Raw genomic sequence first — 18921 nt, 5'->3', positions numbered from 1 at the left:
AATTATAAATTTTTTAATGCTTGTTTGATTATTGTTTCAACAGTTGCTTCCGGGTTTTCTTTTATGATTTTATCCACCACTTTTTCCGCATTCTTTCTAACATATCCCAAAACCTCTAAAGCAGATAACGATTCTTCTCTGTTAATATTGTGTTGGGATGTCGAAATTTCGCTTAAATCATAGATTTTTAACACTTTCTCTTTTAAATCGAGTATCACCCGCTGTGCTGTTTTGCTTCCAATTCCTTTTATAGATTGGATGGTTCCTACATCGGCACTGGCAATGGCTTGTATGATCTGTTTTGGATCTAAAGACGACAACATGGTTCTGGCAATACTGGCACCAATTCCGGAAACCGACAATAATAATTTAAACAATTCTCTCTCTGATTTTTCTACAAAACCAAACAAAGAATGTGCATCTTCTTTAATTTGAAGGTGCGTGAATAACTTAATAAAATCAGCATTGGGGAGTAGCGAGAAAGTATGCAACGAAATATTAATGTGATAACCAACACCATTGCAGTCAATGACTACTTCGGTTGGCGATTTTTCCACTAATTTTCCCTGAATGTGTGCTATCATTTTGTTTGAAATCTAATTCCAAATATAGCGAAATTCTTTAATTGACAAAATCTCAACGCTATATCTCTTCAATATTACCAAAACTATTGCGCTGAGATCTTTTTCCTTTTCTCTTTTTCCTGCGCATCAACCACTGCAACGGCCACCATGTTAACCATTTCTTCTACGCTGGCTCCCAATTGAAAAATATGAACCGCTTTTTCCATGCCCAACATAATAGGTCCTACAGAATCAACTTTGTACAACTCTTTCAACAGTTTATAAGTAATGTTTGCTGCCTCTAAATTGGGGAAAATCAACGTATTTACTTTCTTTCCGGCCAATTTTGAAAAAGGGAATTTTGCTTTCAGCATCTCCGGATTTAAAGCAAAGTCGGTTTGAATTTCACCATCAACAATTAAATCAGGATAATATTTATGCAAATACGCTACTGATTCCCTCACTTTGGAAGCACTTTCATGCGCTGACGAACCAAAGTTTGAAAACGAAACCATAGCAATAACGGGTTCCATCCCAAACATTCTAACAGTTTTAGCGGTCATCAAAGCAATTTTGGCCAATTCATCGGCAGTAGGATTTGGGTTGATGGCCGTATCCGATAAAAACATCGGACCACGATTGGTCATCATCATATTTGTAGTGGCAATCAACGTAATGCCGGGCGCTTTCCCTATCAATTGCATCAGCGGTTTTACCGTTGACGGATAACTTCTGGAATAACCTGAAACCATCGCATCTGCATCGCCTTCATTTACCATCATTGCGGCAAAATAGTTGCGTTCACGCATCCATCGTTGGGCATCAAGTTGTGAAATCCCTCTTCGTTGGCGAGCTTTCCAGTAAATATCGCCATACTTCATTCTGCGTTTGTCTTCTTCTTTGGTTTTTGGATCAATGATGGGCACTTCAGCATCAAAACCTAATTCTTCTTTGAGTTCCAAAATCAATTCCCGGTTTCCTAGAAGTATTGGATGAGCAATGCCTTCTTCGTAGGCAATTTGCGCTGCTTTCAATACATCTAAATGATCGGCTTCAGCAAAAACAACACGTTTTGGCTCTGTTTTAGCTCTGTTGGTTAACAAACGAACCATTTTATTATCGGAACCTAAACGGTCTAATAGTTCTTCTTCGTATTTATCCCAATCGGTTATCGGATGCAAAGCAACACCTGAATTCATGGCCGCTTTGGCTACAGCCGGTGCTACCACAGCAATCAATCTTGGGTCAAATGGTTTTGGAATGATGTAATCTTTGCCAAAGTTCAAACGCATTTCACCATAAGCAATATTCACTTGTTCCGGAACCGGTTCTTTGGCTAATTCTGCCAAAGCATGAACGGCTGCCATTTTCATCTCCTCATTGATTTTCGTAGCTCTTACATCAAGTGCGCCACGGAAAATATAAGGAAACCCAAGTACATTATTTACTTGATTAGGATGGTCTGAACGACCGGTTGCCATGATAATATCTTTTCGGGTAGCAATTGCCAAATCATAATCGATTTCAGGAATTGGATTGGCCATAGCAAAGACAATAGGGTCTTTGGCCATTCCCAATAACATATCGGGAGACAATATATTTCCGGCGGAAAGTCCCAGGAAAACATCGGCATTGACTAAGGCTTCTTTTAAAGAAGTTCCGGGTTTGCCGTGAGCGTATTTTTTTTGCAAATCAGATAAATCAGTTCTTTCTGAAGACAGTACTCCGTCTTTATCAAACATGATAATGTTTTCAGCTTTTACACCCAATAACATATACAAATTGGCACAGGCCAAAGCCGCTGAACCAGCTCCGGAAACAACTACTTTGACATTGGTCGTTTTTTTCTTTGCCAACTCTAATGCATTCAACAAAGCTGCCGAAGAGATGATGGCTGTTCCGTGTTGATCATCATGCATCACCGGAATGTTCAATTCTTCTACCAAGCGTCTTTCAATTTCGAAAGATTCCGGGGCTTTGATATCTTCCAGATTAATTCCTCCAAAAGTGGGTGCGATATTTTTAACGGTAGCAATAAATGCTTCTACATCTTTAGTATCCACTTCAATGTCGAAAACATCAATATCAGCAAAAATTTTAAAGAGTAAGGCTTTGCCTTCCATTACCGGTTTTGAGGCTTCGGGACCAATATCGCCTAATCCTAAAACGGCAGTCCCATTAGTAATAACAGCTACTAAATTCCCTTTGGAAGTATATTTATAAACGTTGTTTACATCTTTGGCAATTTCCAAACAAGGCTCAGCAACTCCCGGCGAATAAGCCAGAGATAAATCTCTTTGGGTAGCATATTTTTTGGTAGGGACTACTTTTATTTTACCCGGCGTTGGTTTGGCATGATATAATAGTGCTTCTCTTCTTTTACTGTATTTGTTCATTGTCTTTTTTGTTGCGAACTACAAAGGTAGGAGACTGAATGTAAAAAGGAAATTTTTGAGGGTTTCTTTTAAACATTTATTTAAATTTTTAAATAACACCCCACTACTTGTTAATCGTTTTAAAATCACTAATTGGCATAAAGCAAAAGTCCCGCATATGCGGGACTTTTTTATTTAAAATCAAATAATTTTGACCTTATTGTTTGATTACTTTAACCGTTTTAATTTGGTTATCAGAAGTAATTTTAACCAAATAAGTACCGGCAGTTAAACTTGAAGTATCAAGTAAGCTTTCTGTACTATCCGTAAATTTCGACATTACTTCCTGTCCTAAAACATTTACCACTTGAATTTTAGAGATGTTTTTATCTGAAGATATAGTCAATACATCTTTAACCGGGTTTGGATACACTTTTAATCCTACGTTGTTAAATGTTGGCGTTCCTAAAGTACCGAAACAAATTACAGATCTTGTTCTGTTAACTGCTTCATCACCACACTGATCATCGATATGAGTGAAAAACTCAACCGTTCCTGTAGCGTTAGCCGTCCAAGTAACAGGCGTAGTTCCGTATGCGTCAGCTGTATTTCCATCAGCACTAATTGTGATCAAATCGGTTGACGTTGAACTAATAAATTGATAGGTTTGACCCGATACCACATTCACTAATGAAAATTCACCAGCATAACCATCAGTAACAATATCTTCAACCGTTACACCATCACATACTGTAGATGTAAATGTAGCAGAAGGATATTGTCCGTTTGGCGCATTTAAGCAATAACCAGGAGGTACTTGTGTAGTAAAACTAAAAGAAGTACAACCTGTAGCTTCACCAGCTAAATTTTTTGGAACTACCATCCAATAGAATGTAGTATTGAAAGAAGGGATAGTTAAAGCAGCAGAAGTAGTAGTATAATTACCAACCAAGTCAGCGGCACCCAATGGTAGCGTTGTTCCTCCGTAGAAATCATAACTATCCGGTGCATCTCCTGTTGTAGGCGCATCCCAAGTAAAAGTAACTACAGGTCCTACAGGAACATCTGTAGCTCCGTCAGCCGGGAAAGTAAGAGTAGCACAATCCGGCACAGTAGCTGTTGATCCGCTACACATTACTGATCTTGTTCTGCTTACTGCTTCATCACCACATTGATCATCAGTATGGGTATAAAACTGAACTGTTCCTGTTGATGTTGCTGTCCAAGTAACCGGAGTCACACCATAAGCAACGGCAGTATTTCCTCCATCATCACTGATGGTTATAAAATCAGTAGCAACAGAGCTGCTGAATTCATAAGTTAATCCTGCTGTTAAATTAACAGTAGAATATTCCCCTGCATAACCGTAAGGAGTAATGTCTTCAACTGTTACTCCATCACAAACTGAAGGTGTAAAGTCAGCTGTTGGATAATGTCCGTTAGGAGCATATAAACAATAACCCGGAGGTGCTTGTGTCGTAAAACTGAAAGTAGAACATCCTGTAGCTTGCCCGCCTAAATTTTTTGGTACTATAGCCCAATAAAAAGTAGTAGCATATCCTGGTATTGTTAAAGCAGCAGAAGTTGTGGTATAATTTGCAACTAAATCAGCTGATGATAATGGCAATGTAGTCCCTGCCCAAAGATCGTAGCTATCAGGAGCATCTCCTGTTGTTGGCGCATCCCAAGTAAAAGTAACTACTGGTCCTACAGGTACATCTGTAGCGGCATCAGCAGGGAATGTAAGTGTAGCACATCCTGGAGCAGTTACATTTGAGGCTAACGAAACATCATCTATTGCCCAATTATCTCCATCATCTTGCGCCATAACAAAGGCAACATAAATAGATTGACCAACATAACCACTTAAATCAACTGCTCTTTGCGACATTGTAAATGGCAAATCCGCTTCTGTTTTGGTATCAATAGTAGTAAATGATGAAATATCAGTTTGTGAAGTAGTAGAAACTCTAATAGTATATTCAGTTCCATAATCTGCAGTATATGTTTGTCTTTCAAAAAAAGCCAACAGTACATTTGGAGCTGTTACAGTAAATTGAGGAGTTACTAACCAATCCTCATTGGTCCCACCAGTTCCAGCTTCATATCTTACAAAAGCCCCTTTGGTGCCTGAAGCAACATTGGCAGCAACTGTTGAAGTAGTCCAGTTTTGTGCTGTACCAAGACCATTTTGCCCTACAAATGATGCCCAGCCCGCAGGTGGAAATGTAGCGCCTTCAAATCCTTCCGGAAATTGAGCATATCCTTTTGAAACAAATGCTAAAAGGACAAAAACCATTAAAGTAATTTTTTTCATATAATTGATTTTTAATTAATTCCTGTAAAAATAGTTAATTAGTTTATAACTTCACAAGCTTTTTTTTTGCAAAAAACGTTAAAAATTAAAAAAAATATAAAATTTTATTTAAAGTCATTTTTTATAAAATCAATATTTCTAGTTAAGCCTTCCCATTTTGTTCTTTTTACAGCTGAGTTTTTGAAAACCTTCAGAAAAACGTCTTTAGTAATTTCCTCCCAATCTTTTTTGGAAAAGGTCAACAGTTCCGGATTTGGATGGAATAATGGTTCCTTATGCGGTTTTGAAAATCGATTCCACGGACATACATCTTGACACACATCGCAGCCAAACATCCAATCATCGAGCTTGCCTTTCATTTCCATTGGAATCTTTTCTTTTAACTCAATGGTGAAATAGGAAATGCATTTGCTGCCATCAACTACATAGGGTGCGACTATAGCTTCTGTTGGACAGGCATCAATACAGGCAGTACAAGTTCCACAATGATCCGTCACTTTATGGTCATATTCTAAATCTAAATCGATGATTAATTCCGCTATAAAGTAAAAAGAACCTACTTGTTGGGTCAACAAATTGCTATTTTTCCCTATCCACCCTAAACCACTTTTGGCAGCCCAGGCTTTATCTAAAACAGGAGCCGAATCGACAAAAGCTCTCCCGGAAACTTCCCCGATTTCGGTTTGAATCGTATGCAATAACTCTTTTAGCTTTTCTTTGATTACAAAATGATAATCCTGTCCGTAAGCGTATTTGGAAATCTTGTAACTGTCTTTATTCTGTTCTTCAGAAGGATAATAATTCAGCAATAACGAAATCACACTTTTGGCATCATCTACCAGTAAAGTAGGATCCAATCGTTTGTCAAAATGGTTCTCCATATAGTTCATTTCACCATGACGATTTTGGTTTAACCAATCTTCTACTCTTGGTGCTTCTTCTTCCAGAAAACCAGCTTTGGAAATTCCACAGGACAAAAAACCGAGGCGTTTGGCTTCGGTTTTGATGAGTTGCGTGTATTTTTCTTTATTGTTAATCAAAACAATCCTCCTTGAATATTGGTTTTGATTTTTCCTAAGTGTTTATAGGCTTTCTCGGTAACTTCTCTACCGCGGGGCGTTCTCACTATAAATCCTTCCTGAATTAAAAAAGGTTCGTATACTTCTTCAATGGTTTCGCCACTCTCGGAAACAGCTGTAGCCAAAGTGGAAAGTCCTACTGGACCTCCTTTAAATTTATCGATTATGGTAATCAAAATTTTATTGTCCATTTCATCCAACCCATGCGCATCCACGTGTAAAGCCTTTAGTGAGAAACGAGCAATTTCAATGTCGATTTTGCCATTGCCTTTGATTTGGGCAAAATCACGAACACGGCGCAATAACGCGTTGGCAATACGCGGAGTTCCTCTACTTCTACCGGCTATTTCTATCGCAGCCTCCATAGTAATTGGCATTTTCAAAATGCTGGAACTGCGTTGCACTATAGTAGTCAAAAGTTCGGTGTTATAATATTGTAAGCGACTTTGAATTCCGAAACGGGCCCGCATCGGCGCCGTTAATAGCCCTGAACGTGTGGTAGCACCCACCAATGTAAAAGGATTTAGATTGATTTGAACCGTTCTTGCATTGGGGCCCGATTCAATCATAATATCAATCTTGAAATCTTCCATAGCGGAATATAAATATTCCTCCACTACTGGACTTAAACGATGAATTTCATCAATGAATAACACATCTCTTTCTTCCAAATTAGTCAATAATCCGGCTAAATCTCCCGGCTTGTCTAAAACCGGCCCTGAAGTAATCTTGATACCAACACCTAATTCATTGGCCAAAATATTAGCCAAGGTTGTTTTTCCTAATCCCGGTGGCCCGTGAAAAAGGGTGTGATCCAATGCTTCCTCTCTTTGATTGGCTGCTTCCACAAAAACTTTTAGGTTTTCCAATACTTGTTCCTGTCCTGTGAAATCATCAAAGGATAAGGGTCTCAACTTTTTTTCTAAGTCAAGCTCATCGGGATTAAAGTTGGAATTGGTTGGATTCAGATTTTCATTCATACTACAAATATATAACAAAGTTGACTGCAAATAAAAATGCCTTTCGATTAGGAAAGGCATTTACTATATTTTACAAAAAGGATTAGTGGTGTAACACTTCTTCTCCTTCTTTCATTGGTACGTTTTGAGGAACGAAATCTTCGTCATGACCTGGTTTGCTGTAATCGTATGGCCATCTGTGAACTTCCGGAAGATCGCCTTCCCAGTTTCCGTGGATGTGTTTGATTGGTGCTGTCCATTCTAACGTATTAGACCTCCATGGATTTTGAACTGTTTTCTTACCGTAGAAAATACTACTAAAGAAGTTGTATAAGAATACCAATTGGAACGCACCTCCAACTAAAGCAAACGTAGTAATGATAACGTTTACATTTTGCAAATCATCAAATAACGGGAAGTTGGTATTGGTGTAATATCTTCTTGGTAAACCTGCCATTCCGATGAAGTGCATTGGGAAGAATACTCCGTAAGCACAAACTGCGGTTACCCAAAAGTGAATGTAGCCTAAGTTTTTGTTCAACATTCTTCCGAACATTTTTGGGAACCAGTGGTAAATACCGGCAAACATTCCGTAAAGTGCTGAGATACCCATTACCAAGTGGAAGTGAGCAACAACGAAATACGTATCGTGAACGTTAATATCCAAAGTACTGTCTCCTAAAATGATTCCTGTTAAACCTCCTGTAATGAAAGTAGAAACCAATCCGATAGAGAATAACATCGCAGGGTTTAACTGTAAGTTACCTTTCCATAAAGTTGTGATATAGTTAAAGGCTTTTACTGCCGATGGAATTGCAATCAATAATGTCGTGAACGTGAACACCGAACCTAAGAATGGATTCATTCCTGAGATAAACATGTGGTGACCCCAAACGATAGTGGACAAGAAAGCAATCGCAATAATAGACATAATCATCGCTCTGTAACCAAAGATTGGCTTACGAGAGTTGGTTGCAATAATTTCAGAAGTAATTCCTAATGCAGGAAGTAATACGATATAAACTTCAGGGTGTCCTAAGAACCAGAATAAGTGCTCAAACAATACCGGTGACCCTCCTTGGTAATGCAATACTTCACCCGCAATATAGATATCGGACAAGAAGAAAGAAGTTCCAAAACTTCTATCCATGATCAACATCAAGGCTGCAGAAAGTAAAACAGGGAAAGAGATAATACCGATAATGGCTGTGATAAAGAAAGCCCAAACTGTCAACGGTAATCTTGTCATTGACATTCCTTTGGTTCTTAAATTAATAACCGTTACCACATAGTTCAATGATCCTAATAGGGAAGCTGCAATGAATATTGCCATCGAAACCAACCATAATGTCATTCCGGTTCCAGAACCTGAAATAGCTTGTGGCAAAGCACTTAATGGTGGATAAATAGTCCATCCTGCTGATGCTGGTCCTGATTCAACGAATAGCGAACATACCATTACAACACTCGAAACAAAGAACAACCAATAAGAAACCATATTCAAGAATCCTGAAGCCATATCTCGTGCTCCAATTTGTAGTGGAATAAGTAAATTACTGAAAGTTCCGCTCAATCCGGCAGTCAACACGAAAAATACCATTATGGTACCGTGTATGGTTACTAATGCTAAGTATATTTCATTAGACATTACTCCGTTTGGAGCAAACTTATCGCCTAAAAGAAAATTAAAAATCTTAAATGATTCTTCAGGCCAAGCCAATTGCATTCTGAAAAGCATTGACATCCCAACACCTATAACACCCATGATGATACCTGTAATCAAATACTGTTTGGCAATCATCTTGTGGTCAATACTAAAAATGTATTTAGTAATGAACGTATCTTTATGATGGTGTTCGTGTTCGTGATCGTGGTTGTGAGCTTCTGCTGACATATAGGTTAACTTTTAAATTTTATTTTATTATTTCATTTCTGCTTGAGCAACTACGGTAGTGTCTTTGCTTTTTGTAGAACTTGAGTCTTTCGTTGGTGTTGCACCTGCTTCTGAAGCTTTAGCTTCTGCTGCCGCTGATTTTACAGCCTGCACTATAGTTTTTGGTGCATTTTCTTTTAACCAGTTATTGTACTCTTCCGGTGTATCTACTACAATTTTCATTTGCATGTTGTAGTGTGATGCGCCACAAATTTTGTTACACAATAACAAATAATCAAAAGTATATGGATCTAAAGCCGGTTGGCCTTCCGCCACTAATTTTTCGCTTTTCTTAGCTCTGATAACATTGATATCAGCTACTTTTTGAACCATAGCTGGCAATTCTCTCATTTCAGCTGTAGTGCGTATTGGAGTAAAAGAGAAGTTGGTTACCATACCAGGCACACAGTTCATTTGTGCTCTAAAGTGTGGCATATAAGCAGAGTGCAATACATCCTGAGAACGCATTTTGAAAATGATTCTTTTTCCTTTAGGAATGTGCAATTCCGTTGAAGTAAAATCATCCTGAGCATTTGGATCCGACAAATCCACACCAAGGTTATTGGCCCCGTCAATGTATCTAACGTTTGCTTTTCCTAACACATTATCTTTTCCTGAATATCGAGCTTCCCATTTGAATTGTTGCGCATAAAGTTCGATAACAATGGCATCATCAGCGTCTTTTTCATCCACAAACATAATGTTGGTCCAAGCGTATAATCCGTAAAGAATTAATCCAGCTAATACAATCGCCGGAATAACACTCCAGATGAATTCTAAACGGTTGTTATCGGCAAAATAAAGTGCTTTTTGTCCTTGTTTCCCTCTGTATTTAAAAGCGAAATAGTGTAATAAGGCTTGTGTAATAGTTTGTACAAAGAAAATTAACACCATAGAGATAACCATCAGATTATCAACTTGAGCGCCATGCGCCGAAGCGGCATCTCCAATTAAAGGGAATTTGCTATAGTTCCAAAGACAGAAAATAGTCGTCAGGTATATGAAACATAAGAATCCGAACATCAAGTAACCGTTAACTTTATTATCGTTATCGTTTGCCACTTGCGTGGTATTCACATTTCCACCAACTTGTGTTAAGTCGAATATTTTAGTTAACTGCCACAGGGCAACTGCCAATAAAACTACAACTATAAGTACCAAAAGAGTTGTCATTTGTAATTTACTTTAAATATTAATAATGAAAATGTTTACTTTCTTCAATGAAAGGATTTCGTTTTGGAACCAACGGTGCTTTTGTTAAGGCGCTGAATACTACAAAAATGAACAATCCTAAGAAGAACAATACTGCTGCTATTTCCGGTACACCGATGAACCATTGGTCACCCACTGTTGCCGGCATAATCATATTGAAGAAATCAATGTAATGTCCGAACAAGATAATGATACCTGCCATAACGATAATCCAGAAGATACGTTTGAAATCGGTATTGATTAACAACAATATTGGGAAGATGAAATTCAATACGAATGCTCCGAAGAATGTGATATTGAAATGTTCTATTCTTGTTTTGAAATATGTAACCTCTTCCGGAATGTTGGAATACCAAATCAACATGAATTGAGAGAACCATAAGTAAGTCCAGAACACACTGATACCAAACATGAATTTTGATAAATCGTGAATGTGACTTGAGTTTACGTTTTCTAAATACCCTTTAGATTTTAAATAGATAGTCACCATTTGGATTACAGTAATACCACTCACGAAGAAACTGGCAAATACATACCATCCGAAAAGTGTACTGAACCAGTGCGGGTCAACCGACATAATCCAATCCCATGACATGATAGATTCTGAAACAATAAAGAATACTAAGAATGCCGCTGACATTTTGAAGTTCTTTTTGTAGAAAGTATTATCGGTAGCTTCGTCTTGCGCCAAACAGTTTTTTCTAGATAAATAGCGGTATAAATTCCAGCCTCCAATGAAAACTGCCGCTCTGACAATCCAGAAAGGGAAGTTCAAATACCCAGATTTAGCAGCAATCATGTGATCATAATTCGCGCTTCCTTTGGTAGTGATTCCTTCTTCCATCCAAGCAAACAAATGATTGAAATGCATTCCTGATAATAAAAGAATGATAAAGAAAATGATAGAACCCGGAACCAAGTATGAAGTAACCCCTTGCATTACACGGAATAATACCGGAGACCAACCTGCTTGTGCCACTTGTTGAATTGCATAGAACGCTAAAGCACCCATGGCGATCAACATAAAGAAGATACAAGCTACATATAACGCAGCCCAAGGCTTGTTTTGTAATTGATGAAATACGTGTTCTACGTGTTCTTTATGCTCTGCTTCCGCTTTGGCATCATGTTTTTCAACGGCATGTGCAGTATGGGCTTCGCCATGCTCGTGACTTTCAGAAGCCAATATCGTTTCAACGTCTTGAATTGTTTTTGGTGCGGTTAAAAAACCATACCCAATTCCTAACGCTCCAACGAGCATTAAGACGAAAGAAAAAGTTTTTAATTTACTTGAAAAGGTATACATATCTATAACAATCAGTTTATTCTACAATTATTTGCTTTTTAGTTCAAGAACATAAGCAGCTATCATCCAACGTTCTTCTTGAGACAATTGATTCGCGTAAGAACCCATTGAGTTCAAACCATACGTTTCAACGTGGAAAATACTCCCTACAGTAATTTGTCGGTCTTTGTAATTTGGAACCCCAAGGAATTTTTGTTGTTTTACCAATTTTCCTTGTCCATCACCCGCTGTACCGTGGCATATCGCACAATATATATCAAAAAGCCCTTTGGCTTTTTCCATATCAATTGCGGTTGAATCCAATGGTGATTTTACAATTGTTTTTGAAAAATTATATCCTTCGGTGGTGTTTGGAATCTCATAAGGAACAAAGCCTCTTTTGATAGCACCCACTGGTGGCAATTGTCCTTCTTTTCCTTGTAATCCTGTAGGCGATTTGAAAGCATCAGATTCTGAATAGGTTTCATAAGCCACAGATTCATACATGTTGGGCATGTATTGGTAATTTGGTTTCGAATTATCTTTACAAGATGAAACGGAAACAATGATACCCAATAATACTGCTGTTTTAAGTAAACTTTTCATATCTATTATTAATGCTTATCAATTACTTTAACTTCTACTGCACCGGTTGCCTCGAAAAATTTCACCAATTCGGCTTCGTTATCTTTAACCGCAACTTCCATTAGGAAATGATCGTCAGTAGTTCTCACATCCGGATTTTCAGCTTGTTTGAATGGCCATAATTTACTTCTCATGTAAAAGGTAATCACCATTAAATGCGCTGCAAAAAATACGGTCATCTCAAACATTACCGGAACGAAAGCCGGCATATTTTGATAGTAAGCGAAACTTGGTTTACCACCAATATCCTGTGGCCAATCCTGAATCATGATGTAATTCATCATGGTCGTCGCTACCGCTAAACCAATACATCCATAAATGAATGCACAAATGGCTAATCTTGTCGGAGCAATGCCCATCGCTTTATCCAAACCGTGTACCGGAAATGGGGTAAAGACTTCTTCAATGTGATGATGAGCGGCTCTCGTTTTGTGAACTGCATCCATCAATACATCATCATCATTGTATATAGCGTGTATAACTTTATTACTACTCATAGCAATTATTAATGTTTATCTGAATGATTATGACCTTCTAATTCTCTTTGTCTTTTATAATTTTCTCCCGAAGATTTCAAGATTGTTTTAACCTCTGCCTGTGCAATCACTGGGAATGTTCTGGCGTATAAAAGGAATAATACAAAGAAGAAACCAATGGTACCAATGAAAATTCCAATATCAATAAAGGTTGGTTGGAACATCGTCCAAGATGATGGAAGATAATCTCTGTGCAATGACGTTACGATAATTACGAAACGCTCAAACCACATACCGATATTTACCACAATCGAGATGATGAAAGAGAACATGATGCTGGTTCTTAATTTTTTGAACCACATGAACTGAGGCGAGAATACGTTACACGTCATCATCGACCAGTATGCCCACCAGTAAGGACCGGTTGCTCTGTTCAAGAACGCATATTGCTCATACTCTACTCCTGAATACCAAGCTACGAATAACTCGGTGATATAAGCGACACCCACGATAGAACCTGTAATCATGATTACGATGTTCATTAATTCGATGTGTTGGATAGTGATATAAGCTTCAAGGTTTGACACTTTTCTCATAATAATAAGCAGTGTGTTTACCATCGCAAATCCTGAGAATACCGCTCCGGCAACGAAGTAAGGAGGGAAGATAGTCGTATGCCATCCCGGAATCACCGAAGTAGCAAAGTCAAAGGATACAATCGTGTGTACCGAAAGTACTAAAGGAGTAGCTAAACCTGCCAATACTAAAGATACTTCTTCAAAACGTTGCCAGTCTTTTGCTCTTCCGCTCCATCCAAAAGATAGGATAGAATAAATTCTTTTTGTAAAAGGAGTTACTGCTCTGTCTCTTAACATAGCGAAATCCGGAAGTAAACCTGTCCACCAGAAAACTAGTGATACCGAAAGATACGTCGAAATTGCAAATACGTCCCAAAGCAATGGCGAGTTAAAGTTTACCCATAGGGAACCAAATTGGTTCGGAATTGGTAATACCCAATACGCTAACCATGGTCGACCCATGTGGATGATTGGAAATAAACCGGCCTGGATTACCGAGAAGATGGTCATCGCTTCCGCAGAACGGTTAATCGCCATTCTCCATCTTTGACGGAATAATAATAATACGGCCGAGATAAGTGTTCCGGCGTGCCCGATACCTACCCACCAAACGAAGTTGGTGATATCCCAAGCCCAGCCTACTGTTTTATTTAGTCCCCAAGAACCGATACCGGTTGAGACGGTGTAGATGATACAACCTATTCCCCAAAGGAAAGCTATTAATGCGATAGAAAATACAGTCCACCACTGTTTATTGGCTCTTCCTTCTACTGGAGCAGCTACATCTACAGTTACATCGTGATAAGATTTATCACCTATAACTAAGGGTTTTCTAATGGGTGCTTCGTAATGAGACGACATAATCCTTTATATTGTTTCTTAATTAATTATTTTTTGATACTAGGTATTTCTAACTTTTACGTGGTAGAATACATTTGGTTTGGTACCAACGTGCTCTAACAAATGATACATTCTTTTATCTTCGGCTAACTTAGCAACTTTGCTTTCTTTGTTGTTAACATCTCCAAAAACCATAGCTCCTGAAGAACAAGCGGCAGAACAAGCTGTTTGGAATTCATCCACATTAACTTCTCTTCCTTCACGTTTAGCTGTTAGGATAGTCAATTGTGTTTTTTGAATACACATAGAACATTTTTCCATAACCCCACGAGAACGAACATTCACATCCGGATTGATTACCATACGACCTAAATCATCATTCATGTGGAAATCAAATTCGTCATTATTGTTATACAAGAACCAGTTGAAACGACGTACTTTATACGGACAGTTGTTAGCACAGTAACGAGTACCCACACAACGGTTATAAGCCATTTGGTTTTGACCTTGTCGTCCGTGTGATGTCGCCGCTACAGGACAAACTGTTTCACAAGGAGCGTGGTTACAATGTTGACACATTACCGGTTGGAAAGCTACCTGAGGATTTTCAGCTGGGTTTTCCATTTCACCGAATCCGCCTAATGATCCTTTTTTACCAAATAATCCGTTGAAGTTTTCTTTTTTCTCATCGTCTTTAGCAAACGTTTCTTCCGAAGAATAATAACGGTCAATACGCAACCAGTGCATATCACGGCTTCTTCTTACTTCTGATTTTCCAACAACAGGAACGTTATTTTCAGCATGACAAGCAATAACACAAGCACCACATCCGGTACAAGCATTCAAGTCGATTGACAAGTTGAAATGATGTCCAACTGAACGATCGAATGATTCCCATAAATCTACTTTCGTAGCTTCCACTTCTTTGTGATCTAGAGATACCATCGGAACTTCATTCCATTCCTTAGCGTCTTTTGTATTGAAAATTGTTAAAGTGGTTTCTTTAATAATATCCCCTCTACCCATCAACGTTTTTTGTGACTGAACACAAGCAAACTCATATTCTCCACCGGCTTTTTCAAGGGTAGCTGATTGAACATTATTAAAGTTGGTATAGAAAGTGTAAGCGTTAACACCTACCTGCATTTCTTCTTTTAAAGCGGCTTTTTTACCGTAACCTAATGCTAAACCTAAAGTCCCAACGGCTTGTCCAGGTTGAACAATAACCGGTACCTGCATTTTAACTCCGTTTACCGTAAGGGTAGCATTACTTCCGTTAAGACCCCCGTTAGCTACTATTTTATTTTCTAATTTTAATCTATCCGCATCTGCTTTGGAAACCGTTACATAGTTATCCCAAGATACTCTTGTAATCGGATCCGGAAACTCTTGCAACCAAGGATTGTTTGCTTGTTGACCATCTCCTAAACCGGTTTTGGTATACAATACTAATTCAAAATCTTTTGCCGGAGTTACTTTGGCCAAAGCATTAGCAGCGGCAGCATAATCAGCAGAACCTGAAATAGAAGCAGCAGCTACTCCAAGAGCAATACCATCGTGAACTGTTTTGTTCCAAGTGGCACCATTAGTATAGTTAGCCGAATTAGCTTTTAAATAATCGTAATATGATGCACTGTTACCATTCCAAGACAACAATCCTTCCTGGAATTGTTTTGAACTGAATAACGGACGAATCGTTGGTTGCGTCAAGGAATACGTTCCTTTAGTCAACATTAAGTCGTTCCAAGACTCTAAGTAATGAGGAGCCGGAACAGCAATATTGGTAATCGAAGCCGTTTCATCTTCTTTCAAAGAGAAGGCTACCGATAATTTTACTTTTTTCAATCCGCTTACGAATTTAGCGCTATCGGCCAAAGTGTAAACTGGATTCACACCGCTCATGATTAATGTATGAACACTTCCAGCATTCATATCAGCAATTAACTGAGCTACTTTTTCGTTAGATCCTTTTCTGATTTGACGGGTATCAGCAGTAGAAACTGCTTCACTAGCCAAAGCCTGATTGATTGCCAATACTAAAAGTTGTGCATTTTTATCTTGAATTCCGGAAACTAAAAGACCTTTAGTTCCGGCAGCTTTTAATTGTTGGGCTGCTTTAGTAACCACATCTTCGTTTGCCACTTTTCCGGTAGCAACAGAAGCACCTGTGATTACATTGTATATTTTTACTAAAGCTACTTTTTGGTCAGCCACTTTCATTGGCACACGTTTATCAGCAGCTGCTCCAGACAATGTCATGTTAGCTTCAAACTGATAGTGTTTTGACATTTTTCCAGCTTGTGGAATTCTTCCCTGAGCATAGCCCGAGTCAAATCCACCACCTTGCCAATCCCCTAAGAAATCAGCATCTAATGAAACGATAGTATTGGCTTTTGAAAAATCGTAATTTGCTAAAGCTCTTTCTCCATACACCGCTTCGAAAGCATCCAAAGCTGGAGATTCAGAAACTGCATCATAAACAACGTGTTTGGCTGTTGGGTTTTTAGCGATAAACTCAGCAATTAATTTTTCAGTTGTTGGACTGGCTAAAGTACCGGTCAGTAAAACTACTTGACCACCTTTTGCTTTAGCATCTGCTAAACTGGCTTTGATTTTCAAATCAGCTTCTTGCCAATTAGCGTCTTTCTGAGCAATTTTAGTAACTTTCAAACGCATGCTGTCATACAATGACAATACCGAAGCATGAACTCTGGCATTGGCAGCAAACTTAGCACCGGCTATAGTATTGTTTTCAATTTTGATTGGACGACCTTCACGTGTTTTTACCAATAAATTGGCGAAATCAAAACCGTCAAACATAGAGGTTGCATAGTAATCAGCAACACCCGGTATGATTTGTTCCGGTTGTAAAACGTAAGGAATTGATTTGTGTACCGGACCTTCGCACGCAGCCAATGTTGCAGCTGCCGTACTGAATCCAACGTATTTCAAGAAATCACGACGAGTAGTTGATGAAGAAGATAATGATTCTTTATCAGATAAAAATTCATCTGTTGGAATTGCTTCCACGAATTCATTATTTCTAAGCGTCTCAACAATAGAGCTATTTTCGTTTAGCTCCTCAACACTTTTCCAGTATTTTTTGTTCGATGACATCGTATATAAATATTAGCTTCTTAATAATTTTATTAGTAGTGACACTTACCACATTCTAAACCTCCCATTTGTGCTGCAGTCAATTTGTCTACACCGTATTTTTTAGAAAGTTCTTCGTGAATTTTTGTGTAATAAGCATTGCCTTCCATTTTAACATCGGTTTCGCGGTGACATTTAATACACCAACCCATAGTCAACGGAGCGAATTGTTTTTGGATTTCATACGTCTGAACTGGGCCGTGACATTTTTGACATTCAATACCCGCTACCGTTACGTGTTGAGAGTGATTGAAGTAAGCGAAGTCAGGCAAGTTATGAATACGAACCCATTTTACCGGATGTGTTTTTCCAGTATATTTAGATCCATCCCAACCTACAGCATTGTATAATTTTTTGATTTCTCCGTCATAGTATGCTTTTGAATATTCAGCTGTTCCTGTAGTATCTGATACTTCAGAGATATTTTTGTGACAGTTCATACACACATTCAACGAAGGAATACCTGCGTTTTTACTAACTCTGGCTGCCGAGTGACAGTACTTACAATCGATACCATTACTTCCGGCATGAATTCTGTGTGAGTAGTGAATTGGCTGTATTGGTTCATAATTTTGGTCTACACCAATTTGCATCAAATATCCATACACAAAATAACCACTGGCCAACAACAAGAACACTGAAGTTACAAATACTAAAAATTGATTTTTAGCAAAAGCTTTCCAAATTGGCAATCTGGCTTCTTTATCTGCAGCTTCTATTCCGTTTGCTTTGGCTACTTTGGATAACACATTGTTCACAAAGAACAACATGATCACCAACATTAGCATCACCAAGGCTAAAGCACCAAGGATAACATTGTTTGAAATACCGCTATTGTCTTTTTCAGCTGTTAAACCACCGCCAGCAGCCACCATTCCTTTTGGCGCTTCCGGTTTTGGCTCGCTTGTATAGGCTAAGATGTTATCCACATCTTGCTTAGACAATTGAGGGAACGCGGTCATTACTGACTGATTGTTTTCGGCAAACAGTTTAACCGCATCAGCATCGCCTGATTTTATCAAAGCAGAACTGTTGGCTACCCATTTGTAGAACCAATCTTTGGCATGACGACCTGTTACACCTCTTAACGCTGGTCCTGTCATTTTCTTATCTAAAGCATGACAAGCAGCACAATTGGCATTAAACAAAGCTTTCCCTGCTGCTGCATCACCTCCACCAGTTGCAGCAGGTGCAGCCGGAGCAGCAGTTGCCGTAGCAGAAGTAGCCGCCGGAGCAGCTGTAGTAGCATTTTGAGATAATGAAGTTAAGGAGAATGATAGCGTTAAAGCTAAACCGAAGAGTATTTTCCTTGAAATCGAATTATGGTTACCCACCTTTTTCATATAATATAATGATTATCGACTAATGTTGGCATGATTTTTTCTGAGTTAAATTCAGCTAAAAATCTGCTCTTTATTAAAAACTTGCACAAAAATACGACTTATGAACTATTCTCAAAACCTTAAATATATCTTAAATATCAATTTATATTAATTCTAAATA

General features: G+C 38.4%; 13 protein-coding genes. All 13 read right to left on the bottom strand.

Annotated elements, in window-relative coordinates; all coding sequences use genetic code 11:
• Positions 1-2 precede the first annotated feature (2 nt).
• A complete protein-coding gene (gene ruvA / locus V7D82_RS07210; protein WP_333600306.1) occupies positions 3-584 on the bottom strand; it encodes a Holliday junction branch migration protein RuvA in 582 nt (193 codons plus the stop codon).
• Positions 585-667: 83 nt separating this feature from the next.
• The gene (locus tag V7D82_RS07205) at positions 668-2959 is read right to left on the bottom strand and encodes an NADP-dependent malic enzyme (protein ID WP_333600305.1); all 2292 of its coding nucleotides are present in this window, start codon (positions 2957-2959) and stop codon (positions 668-670) included.
• Positions 2960-3155: 196 nt separating this feature from the next.
• Positions 3156-5255, bottom strand: a complete 2100-nt coding sequence (locus V7D82_RS07200; protein ID WP_333600304.1) for a T9SS-dependent choice-of-anchor J family protein — start codon at positions 5253-5255, stop codon at positions 3156-3158.
• Between the two features lie 104 nt (positions 5256-5359).
• A complete protein-coding gene (gene queG / locus V7D82_RS07195; RefSeq protein ID WP_333600303.1) occupies positions 5360-6295 on the bottom strand; it encodes a tRNA epoxyqueuosine(34) reductase QueG in 936 nt (311 codons plus the stop codon).
• Entirely contained in the window at positions 6292-7314 is a 1023-nt protein-coding gene (gene ruvB, locus V7D82_RS07190) for a Holliday junction branch migration DNA helicase RuvB (protein ID WP_333600302.1), read from the bottom strand. The genes queG and ruvB overlap by 4 nt, the downstream gene beginning before the upstream one ends.
• An 82-nt stretch (positions 7315-7396) precedes the next feature.
• On the bottom strand, positions 7397-9187 hold the full coding sequence (locus tag V7D82_RS07185) for a cytochrome c oxidase subunit I (RefSeq protein WP_333600301.1): 1791 nt from the start codon (positions 9185-9187) through the stop codon (positions 7397-7399).
• A gap of 27 nt (positions 9188-9214) precedes the next feature.
• Positions 9215-10399: a cytochrome c oxidase subunit II gene (locus V7D82_RS07180; protein ID WP_333600300.1), complete on the bottom strand. Its 1185-nt coding sequence runs from the start codon at positions 10397-10399 to the stop codon at positions 9215-9217.
• A 19-nt stretch (positions 10400-10418) separates the two neighbouring features.
• Positions 10419-11744 (bottom strand): quinol:cytochrome C oxidoreductase, encoded by a 1326-nt coding sequence (locus V7D82_RS07175; RefSeq protein WP_333600299.1) that lies wholly within the window; start codon positions 11742-11744, stop codon positions 10419-10421.
• 27 nt (positions 11745-11771) lie between these two features.
• Positions 11772-12329, bottom strand: a complete 558-nt coding sequence (locus V7D82_RS07170) for a c-type cytochrome (protein WP_333600298.1) — start codon at positions 12327-12329, stop codon at positions 11772-11774.
• Between the two features lie 8 nt (positions 12330-12337).
• Positions 12338-12865 carry a DUF3341 domain-containing protein gene (locus tag V7D82_RS07165; protein WP_333600297.1) on the bottom strand — a complete coding sequence of 176 codons (528 nt, stop codon included), beginning with the start codon at positions 12863-12865 and terminating at the stop codon, positions 12338-12340.
• A gap of 8 nt (positions 12866-12873) precedes the next feature.
• Positions 12874-14283 (bottom strand): NrfD/PsrC family molybdoenzyme membrane anchor subunit, encoded by a 1410-nt coding sequence (gene nrfD, locus V7D82_RS07160; RefSeq protein WP_333600296.1) that lies wholly within the window; start codon positions 14281-14283, stop codon positions 12874-12876.
• A 39-nt stretch (positions 14284-14322) separates the two neighbouring features.
• Positions 14323-17379, bottom strand: coding sequence for a TAT-variant-translocated molybdopterin oxidoreductase (locus V7D82_RS07155; protein WP_333600295.1), 3057 nt, complete (start codon positions 17377-17379; stop codon positions 14323-14325).
• A gap of 32 nt (positions 17380-17411) precedes the next feature.
• Entirely contained in the window at positions 17412-18761 is a 1350-nt protein-coding gene (locus V7D82_RS07150; RefSeq protein ID WP_333600294.1) for a c-type cytochrome, read from the bottom strand.
• Positions 18762-18921: the final 160 nt, after the last annotated feature.

The organism is Flavobacterium sp. (assembly GCF_036741995.1).
In the GTDB taxonomy this organism is placed as follows: Bacteria; Bacteroidota; Bacteroidia; order Flavobacteriales; family Flavobacteriaceae; genus Flavobacterium.
This window is presented reverse-complemented; position numbering and strand designations above follow the sequence as displayed.